Origin of the sequence: Paenibacillus sp. OT2-17, assembly GCF_009827695.1 — a bacterium.
In the GTDB taxonomy this organism is placed as follows: Bacteria; Bacillota; Bacilli; order Paenibacillales; family Paenibacillaceae; genus Paenibacillus; species Paenibacillus polymyxa_B.
Genome location: NZ_WUDQ01000164.1, coordinates 1 through 7,385, shown reverse-complemented (window position 1 = coordinate 7,385; position 7,385 = coordinate 1). Strand labels below are relative to the sequence as shown.

7 protein-coding genes are annotated in these 7,385 nt (G+C 44.2%); 2 read left to right on the top strand and 5 right to left on the bottom strand.

Features of this window, described 5'->3' with window-relative positions; genetic code table 11:
- A partial coding sequence (locus GRP75_RS16080) for a helix-turn-helix domain-containing protein (protein WP_160789801.1) occupies positions 1 to 771 on the top strand: 771 nt, incomplete at its 5' end.
- Between the two features lie 125 nt (positions 772 to 896).
- Here GRP75_RS16080 and GRP75_RS16075 read toward each other — a convergent pair.
- From GRP75_RS16075 to GRP75_RS16055, 5 genes are all read right to left on the bottom strand, one after another.
- Positions 897 to 2,438, bottom strand: a complete 1,542-nt coding sequence (locus tag GRP75_RS16075) for an extracellular solute-binding protein (RefSeq protein WP_023989543.1) — start codon at positions 2,436 to 2,438, stop codon at positions 897 to 899.
- Between the two features lie 111 nt (positions 2,439 to 2,549).
- A complete protein-coding gene (locus GRP75_RS16070; protein ID WP_013311212.1) occupies positions 2,550 to 3,443 on the bottom strand; it encodes a carbohydrate ABC transporter permease in 894 nt (297 codons plus the stop codon).
- Between the two features lie 18 nt (positions 3,444 to 3,461).
- Positions 3,462 to 4,457 carry an ABC transporter permease gene (locus GRP75_RS16065; RefSeq protein WP_023989544.1) on the bottom strand — a complete coding sequence of 332 codons (996 nt, stop codon included), beginning with the start codon at positions 4,455 to 4,457 and terminating at the stop codon, positions 3,462 to 3,464.
- A gap of 234 nt (positions 4,458 to 4,691) precedes the next feature.
- The gene (locus tag GRP75_RS16060; RefSeq protein WP_053325807.1) at positions 4,692 to 5,468 is read right to left on the bottom strand and encodes an NAD-dependent epimerase/dehydratase family protein; all 777 of its coding nucleotides are present in this window, start codon (positions 5,466 to 5,468) and stop codon (positions 4,692 to 4,694) included.
- A gap of 229 nt (positions 5,469 to 5,697) precedes the next feature.
- Entirely contained in the window at positions 5,698 to 6,585 is an 888-nt protein-coding gene (locus GRP75_RS16055; RefSeq protein WP_053325808.1) for a DMT family transporter, read from the bottom strand.
- 217 nt (positions 6,586 to 6,802) lie between these two features.
- Here GRP75_RS16055 and GRP75_RS16050 point away from each other — a divergent pair.
- The coding region (locus GRP75_RS16050; RefSeq protein WP_160789800.1) for a YdcF family protein at positions 6,803 to 7,385 on the top strand (583 nt) is incomplete at its 3' end.

Below are 7,385 nucleotides of genomic sequence, written 5' to 3'. Positions count from 1 at the left end.
CGGCTGCATCTGCTGTACCGCCAAGTACAAGACGCATCTATGCACCGATTTTTTCAGGGGCACAGATGCATTATTAATGCGCAAAACACTACAGAGGAGGATATCCAAAATACTTACGTATATCCAGCCGATAAAGAGAAAAAAATGCTAGATATGCTACTGTCTGGTCATACGGAGGATGCACACAGTATGTTCAAAGAATTATTGATGCATATGGAAAAATATCCTTTTTCCTCTGTTCAAGTGGCGATATCCCGGCTCATCATGAGTGTAAATAATGCTGTTCGGCATATCAGTGAGCTCAATGGATTTGCTATAGAATCTAAATCTGAATTACCATCCGCTGATCGGTTAGAGACCGCTGAGAATCTTATTGATCATTATCAATTGGTCTTTGATCATATTCGCTCCAATCTATCGGAAAAACGAAACACGAAGCAGGAACGACTGGTACGGCAAATTAATGAACGAATGGAGCAAGCCTATACGGATCCCAATTTTTGTCTCAATCAGATTGCGGAAGAACTGGATATGTCGCCGATCTATGTCAGTAGGCTATATAAGCAACAGACCATGTCAACTATCGTGGACGTCATCCAACAACTTCGTATTCGCAAGGCCTGTGAGCTGCTGGAACAGACCGACTGGTCCGTAGCTGACGTAGCAGAACAAACCGGATTTGCGAGTAGCTCTTATTTCCATCGTATGTTCAAACGTAGCTTGGGTGTAACACCGACAGATTTTCGCCGTTCTAAAGCAAATGCGCAATAAGTAAACTGCTCTACACGCCTGCTCCGAGAACGGAACATTGCTCCCAAAAAATAGACTGACATTAAAAAAGCAAGCCTCCAACTTTCTGGAGACTTGCTTTTTTCTTTATCACAATTCTTTATGTTTTATTTAATCCCCTTCTCCTTTACATAGGCTTCCCATTGTTTTGTATATTCGGTTTGAATTTTCTCCAAACCAGCTTGGTTTGCCTTTTGCAAGAAGGTCTGCAAGCCTTGATCTACATTGTCGATCAGTCCAGCTTGGAGCGGATACAGATATTGCTTCTCAACCTGTTCTAGAGCTGCTTTTTCTGCTTGATATGTCGTGTAGTCCTCTGCAAAGCCTGTAAACAGGTCAGGCTTCTGGATTTTATCCAGCTCGGCAAAAATTTTCTTCACACGGTCAAAGCCAGAATCAAACAGCATGTATTCCGGGTTACGCCAAGCCCAACTATTCATACCTTCGCGTGAAAATCCATTAGTACTGCCGCTACCTATCATTTGGTAGTAACCATCTTTGACTTCGTAGTTTTTGCCTTCAATACCATATTGCGTGAGCAGGTTATAGCGTTTGTCCGTCACCAGCTTTTCATAAAAGGCCAATGCGCGCGCTGGATTCGGGCTGCTTTTTGGAATCGCAAAGCCGTTATGAATCGGATGCACTGGAGTTGCATAACCTGTCGTCAAAGGGAATGGGTAGTACTCGAGCTTCCAGTCCGGGTGAGATGCTTTGAGCTTAATGACCATATCATTAAACCGGGTTGGATTGTCACCGAAAATACTCGCTGCTTTACCAGAAGTCACTTGATCCTGAAGCGTATCTTTTACGTTTAATACGTTTTTGGGAATGAATCCTTTATCGGCCCAGCGTTTGTAAGTGTTCAGCTCTTCCTTTTGTTCATCCGAGCCCCAAAATTTATATACCTCTGTTGGTTTTTCGTATTTAATACCGATACCGTAAGGCAGTGTGCCCACGCTCTTCGTTACTAATTCAGTATATCGATCATGCAGATTTCCCTTAATATCGCTGTTCAGAGATACGGTTTTCATATTTGGCTCATGCTGACGTATCCCATCCATATAAGCCTCATAACTTTTCATATCTGTCGGTTTAGGCAAATTGTACTTCTCACGTAAATCCTCACGCCATACAAAACCGTTTGTGACATATTCTTTATACGTGCCAGGCACGGTATAAATTTTGCCTCCGATTTTAACTCCATCCCACATGTCCTGAGGCACAAATTTTTGCAAGGCAGGTGCAGCCTTAGGCAGCAGATCGTCTAGCGGCAGGAATGCGCCCTTTTTGGCATAGGCCTGATACTGCGTCCAATCTGCAGTGAAGATCAGGTCGATAGGCTGACCCGAAGACAATAACAGCTTATATTTTTGATCCCAGTCTGTCCACGTCGTATAGTTAAATTTGACGGTGGCATTCAGATCTTTTTCCGCCAACTTATTGATCTCTGTCTCAATGGTAGGCAAGTCCTTAGGAGCATCCCCCAGCATATAAAATTGCAGCTGTACTTTCTGGGATTTATCATCCTCTCCATTTGCTTTTTGAGCGCTGTTTCCACTACCTCCTCCACATCCGGCTAATAGCGCCGTGATGACCATTACTGCAATCAGGATGGACATGCGTTGTTTTCTTTTCTTTGTGAATGTCATGTGAATCCTCCCTTTGAAATGGTAGTCTGATTAAATAAAACGCTTACAAAGAGTGCTATTTAGATGGCACAACGTCAGCACGTCATGCCATCACAGTCCTTGAGTGCCACTTTAGCCTTTTACCGCACCAATGGTCAATCCCTTAACAAAATAGCGCTGTACGAACGGGTACAGCAGCAAAATAGGTCCGGTAACCACGATAGCCATTGCCATTTTGGTCGACTCTGTCGGCATATCGTTGGAAAGGGTTACGCCAGTACCTGCACCCATTTGAGCGATAAATTGCATGGAGTTAATTACATTATACAGATAATATTGCAACTGGTATTTATGCGGATCGTTAATAAAGAGTGAGGATGAGAACCAGTCATTCCAGTAAGCCAAGGCCAGAAACAGTCCCACAGTGGCAATACCCGGTGTAGATAAAGGCAACACAATTCGATAGTAAATTTTAAAATCACCCGCACCGTCAATTTTAGCGGACTCGAACAGCTCTTCCGGCATGGAGGAACGAATGAAGTTTTTCATTAAAATGATCAGAAACGGAGTCATCAATCCCGGGAAAATAAGCACTGTATACGTATCAAGCAATCCTAAATACTTCGTCAGCATAATGTACCAAGGTACCAAACCGCCTCCGAACAGCGTCGTAAAGTAAATATAGAATGAAAACGCATTACGGTATTTAAAATCTTTGCGTGCCAGCACATATCCTGCCATCGTCATCAGGAACAGGCCCAACGTCGTACCTACAACCGTGGTAAAAATCGTCACCCCGTATGCCCTTAACACCTCTTCAGGAAAGGTGAACACCGTCCGGTAACCTTCCAGTGAGAATTGCTGTGGTATAAAGTGATATCCATCCCTGATAATCGATTCATTACTGGTCAGTGAAGCCGAAATAATAAGTAGAAACGGGAGTAAACAAGCAATGGAAGCAATAATGATAATCACATAAGAGATAATTTTAAAAATTCGAGTGTATACATCCTCTTTGATCGCCATCCGTTTGGGTCCTCCTTTCTAGAATAAGGCATACTCGTCGTTCAACTTGCGGATGATATAGTTCACGGTCATGATCAGTACAAAGCCGAATAATGATTGGTATACGCCTGCCGCCGAAGCCATCCCCACATCAAAAGTCACTTTCAGCGAACGGTACACATAAGTGTCCAAAATATCCGTCGTATTGTACAGCACCCCATTGTTGCCGATTAACTGATAAAAAAGATCAAATTGTCCTTTCATAATACTACCAAGCGCAAACAACAGCAGCACAACGAATGTCGATTTAAGCATAGGAACGGTAATGTACCAGATTCGTTGAAAAATGTTGGCCCCATCCATTTTAGCTGCCTCATAATATTCGTCACTGATACCTGTAATCGCTGCCAGATAGATCACCATACTGTAGCCGAGATTTTTCCATAAATAGAACAGGATAATCAGGAAAATCCATACCCATGGTTTGTTGTATACATCCACGCGTTCACCACCAAATTGCAGCAGCAGCGTATTCAGGAAACCATTATCATAATTAAATATGTTATACACGATAACACTTAGAATAACGAAAGAAACAAAATAAGGCAGGAACATCACGGATTGAGCGATCTTTTTAAAGTAGCGGCCTCTCAGCTCATTCAGCAAAATAGCGAGAACAATCGCTAGCACGTTACCGAGTAAAATAAACGCTGCATTGTATCCGACCGTATTCAATGTCAGTTTTGTCAGCGTGCCGGATTGCCATAGAAAGCGAAAATTTTGGAGTCCGACGAACTTGGCATCAAACAGGCTGGTATTAAAGTCGAACTGGGTAAATGCATAATAAATACCCACCATAGGAATGTAGGAATTAATGAAGAAAAAAATTAAAGTGGGCAACAACATCAAAAATAATACCCGATTGCGGAACAGTTCATAGAAGAACCCGTGTTTTCTACCCGTTCCCAGCCTCTTACCGTTCAGGCGGGAATCCGTTGTAAGCATTGCAGAATTTTTGGGCATAGGCTGATTCAATGTGAGTCACTCCCCCTCTGTATACGTTACCGACAGCAAAGTTTGTAGCACCGCCGCCGTATAACTATATTTTATGTAAGCGCATTCAAAATGAAAAGTGAAGCCTCTCATGCTTCATGAACAAAGGAGTGTCCTGAGGAGTGAACAATTCGGATATTTGTGAAGTTTTGTGTAATATGAGGCGTCTAATCGACGCCTTAAGCCTATTCATAAAGCATATTTGAACGATCTACTCTACTCCTTTTGCCCACCCTGGAATGTGGTTTCATCCTGTTTTACCCAAAATCCGATTTTCTTTGCCTGCTCCAGCAGCTCAGCGGCATTATCCTGCGGCTTATATCCGATTAGTTCTTCCAAGTAGCCAATGTCATAATAATTATCCGTATTGGCTGACGTACCGTACAAATTAAGATAGCTCATCTCCGGACGAGCTTCGATACAGCAGACAGTCAGACGGATCATATCGCGCTCGGAGATCCAAATATGAGCGGCGCGCTCCGAATGGGGCCGATCATCTCCAGGAAAATTTCCGATACGGATATTCATTGAAGATATTTTGCCCTGATCGGCATACAGCCGTCCTAACAGTTCAATGTAGCACTTACTCAATCCATAAAAACTGTCGGGTCGGTAGGGATCTTCTACATCTATACTTTCGCCTACTTTATAAAACCCTGTGGCATGATTGGAACTGGCAAAAACAATGCGTTTTACCCCATTTTTCACCGCAGCTTCATACAGCTTGTAGGCTCCACTAACATTGCCAGACAGCACTTTGCCGAGGAAATCCCCTTCATCCTTGATCCATGCAAAATGCAGTACCGTATCCACTCCGCGTGTAAGCTCAGCCAGTCGTGCAGCATCATGTATATCCATTTCCACAATCCCTGCCTCTTCATCCCTCTTCACATCAGCAGCGATTATTTCATATTTACCTTCCGCTTTTAGCCCTTCATACAATACTTTCCCAATTGTACCTGCTGCACCTGTAATCAACAATTTTCGTGCCATCGTCCGCATCTCCCTTCTTTGCTTGGTTGTATGCTGTCGTCCATATCATAATCTTAACCAACTCCCCAGGGAGGAAACCCCTTAAACTCTCGAATTAGGCAGGTCAAAGCCCACGTAGCTGTGTCTCCTGTCGGCATATAAAAAGGGACCCTGCTACTGTGCAAGAGTCCCTTGTTGTTACTATAGTTTCAAGTTCTATCTTTCAATCTCTTGGTTTCAACTACTACGCTCAAGCTTGTCGTACTACTCTCGCTCTGCGATTAACCAAATAAATGCTAAGCCCGATTAAGATTAACCCGATAAGCAGGAAAGCCGTAATCGCTTCGCCCAGCACCAACGAGCTGACAAACACCGAGATCACAGGCACCAAAAACGTATAAGACGCAACCTTACTCGCATCCCCTGAATTAACAAGTGTGAAATACAGCAACCAGGAAAGTGAAATTCCCAACACCGTGCCGAATATCAGCCCTGACACATACGGGACATTCCATACGATATCCGACCAGTTTTCCGTCACCGTTCCAGCTCCCGTCAGCACGATGCCTCCCAGTGTACATTGGAATGCAACCAGCCACAGCGAATCCACACGCTGGTTTACCTTTTTCACATATACCGTTCCCAATGCCCAGCTCACGGCTGTAATAATGGCGATGATTACACCTGCCACAGCCACATGCCCTGAAAATCCGCCCACACTGACAGCTGCAACGCCCAAAAATCCGATGATCAATCCAATCACCTTGAGTCTGGACATCGCTTCCCCTAGCCACATCCATGCAAAAATACCGACCAACACAGGCTGGAGATATACCAGCACAGAAAACAAGCCGGAGGGGACGTACATCAGTCCCACTGTTTGCAGGCCATAAAACAGTACCACGTTAAAAATACCTGAAATAGCATACACCCGCCAATTTTCTTTCCAACGAATGCGATTCCATCTCGGTACTAAAATCACTCCCAACAGCAGACCGCCCAGCAGTGTACGTAGCCCTGCAAACAACAGTGGAGGTGTGAATTCCAATGCGACTTTATAAATGGGCCAAGAAATGCCCCATAATACAACCAGCAGCGCGATCATCATTATCCGCTTGGCTGTCGTTAACTCTCCCATGACGCTCTCGCTCCTCTATGAAAAAAATCACTAGACTTTATATACTACGCCTACAGAACGACTTTATCAAACAAAAAATATGTATTGGAAAGCTCCACCTTTCATGCCCGCTTGTTCATCGAGGTATGTCTTCGGACAGAGGAATCCAGTCATTTTCCTATGTTACAATATACCAAAAAGATAGATAAAGCTTATAAGGATAGGAGGTTGTCTGCACTTGATTTATATCATCAAATTTTTGTACAGCTTTGTGCTCCCTCCCGGTTTGTTCATCCTGGTGATGGCAGGGCTCGTGATCTGGCTATGGAAAAGGGCACGTATACCTGCGGTCGTATTGCTTCTTGTCACATTGCTGCTGTATGTTTCCTCGACCAATTTGGCTGGAGATTTGTTAATCAGTAGCCTGGAAAAACAGTACTCACAACCCCGTACCGTTCAAGGCGATGTCATTGTCGTACTTGGGGGCGGAGCCACACAGGGAACCCCCGACATCAATGGACAAGGCAATCTGCTAGGATCTGCGGCTAATCGACTGCTCACTGCGGCCCGACTGCACGAAGCAACAGGCTTACCTATTCTTTTCTCCGGCGGGCAAGTGTTTGGAGACAGTGGTAATGAAGCAAATATTGCGCAGAGGCAGCTACTAGGACTCGGTATTCCGGCAAAGGACATTCTGATCGAAAACCGTTCTTTGAACACACAGCAAAATGCCGTATATACATCGCAAATTTTGGGAAAACATCAACTCACTAGACCTGTTCTGGTGACCTCCGCTTTCCATATGCCACGTGCTGCACTGG

Excerpts from the sequence above, each read along its gene's own strand:
- GRP75_RS16075 (WP_023989543.1), bottom strand. The coding sequence starts at position 2,438 with ATGACATTCACAAAGAAAAGAAAACAACGCATGTCCATCCTGATTGCA.
- GRP75_RS16070 (WP_013311212.1), bottom strand. The coding sequence starts at position 3,443 with ATGGCGATCAAAGAGGATGTATACACTCGAATTTTTAAAATTATCTCT.
- GRP75_RS16060 (WP_053325807.1), bottom strand. The coding sequence starts at position 5,468 with ATGGCACGAAAATTGTTGATTACAGGTGCAGCAGGTACAATTGGGAAA.
- GRP75_RS16055 (WP_053325808.1), bottom strand. The coding sequence starts at position 6,585 with ATGGGAGAGTTAACGACAGCCAAGCGGATAATGATGATCGCGCTGCTG.